The 1,256-nt window shown below is 63.6% G+C and carries 1 protein-coding gene and 1 pseudogene; both read right to left on the reverse strand.

The window, feature by feature from the left end:
- The coding region (locus AC1DY5_RS56155) for a cytochrome P450 family protein (protein ID WP_478122794.1) at positions 1 to 926 on the reverse strand (926 nt) is incomplete at its 3' end.
- A gap of 14 nt (positions 927 to 940) precedes the next feature.
- Positions 941 to 1,256: pseudogene (locus tag AC1DY5_RS56160) on the reverse strand (hypothetical protein); the annotation flags it as partial.

Genomic DNA, 1,256 nt, shown 5'->3' on the forward strand with positions numbered 1-1,256 from the left:
ATGTCGCGGGTGACGAATCGGTTGGTGCTGATCTGGCTGTAGCGCCGCAGCAGTTCTTCAATGGTCTGCGGGATCGCCGAAGGATCCTTCACCAAGCGCTGGCGCAGCGGCACGTCGAGGGCCAGGTGGCGGAAGTGCAGGCCGAGGGCGCCGGCAACGGTGTCCAGACCTGCCAGCAGGAAGAAGAAGAACAGGCCGAAGATCTCCTTCTGGGTCAGGGGCCTGCCGTCGATGCGCGCGTCCAGCATCAGGCTGATCATGTCGTCGCCGCGGTCGTTCATGCGGCGCGCGATCAACTCCTTCTCGAAGGCCATCAGCCATTCGATGCCCGCTTTTCGTTTGGCCGCGTCGTAGCCGCTGTGCAGGATGCGACGCACATTGCCCATCACGTCCAGCGTCTCCGGCACCGAGATCCCCAGCAGGTGGCTGAAGATGCCCGCCGGCAGTTGCGACGCAAGAACGCAGAAATCGACCCGCCCGTCTTTCATGGCCGCCTCGATCACGCCGATCGTGTGCTTGCGCATGTGGGCCTCGAGCGTCTTCGTACGCGCGGGCGAGAACAAGGGGTTCAACAGGGCGCGAAACTTGCCGTGATCGGGCGGGTCTGCCTCCACCGGATAGGCCAACCATTCCTCACCGCCCAAGGCCCGGTCGAACCCGGCGATGTGACGGCTGGAAAAGGTATCGGGATCTTGCAGGATGGTCTGGACATCGTCGAGCCGGGTCACAACCCAGTTGCCCCACTGCGGATCACGCGCCGTGCGCCGAATGTAGAAGATGTCGGGCTCGCCCTGAAAGCGCTCCTTGTAGTCCTTCTGCGGGTCGTCGCCGACGGTGATCTGGTAGACGTCCACGTCGCGCACCAACTCCGGTGGTACGTGGGACGGCACTGCGATCGCAGTGGGATCGAGCATCGTGTTCGTCATGGTTTCCTTGCCCTTCAGGCAGTCAAGAGTTCATGCAGGAGCGACGACCGCGCCATGTCTTCCAATTGATCCACCGCCTGCATGATGAGCCGCGCCGTGTCGTCATCGATCAAGCCAGACACCAGGCGCTTGAACTTGTCGGCCAGGTCGGCATCGGAGGCGGGGTTTTCTGCAAAGCCTCGCGGGGCTCGCTGGTGGTATTCGAAACGCTCACCGCCGCGCAGAAGCACCGACACTGTGGCACCCAGCTCGGGCGCGCCGGGTTCAAAGGTGATGGCATGCGGCGCCACCTTGTCGGCGATCGCCAGAATGGCCGGGTCGGTCCAGGAC

Source organism: Variovorax sp. P4_D9, from assembly GCF_056401695.1.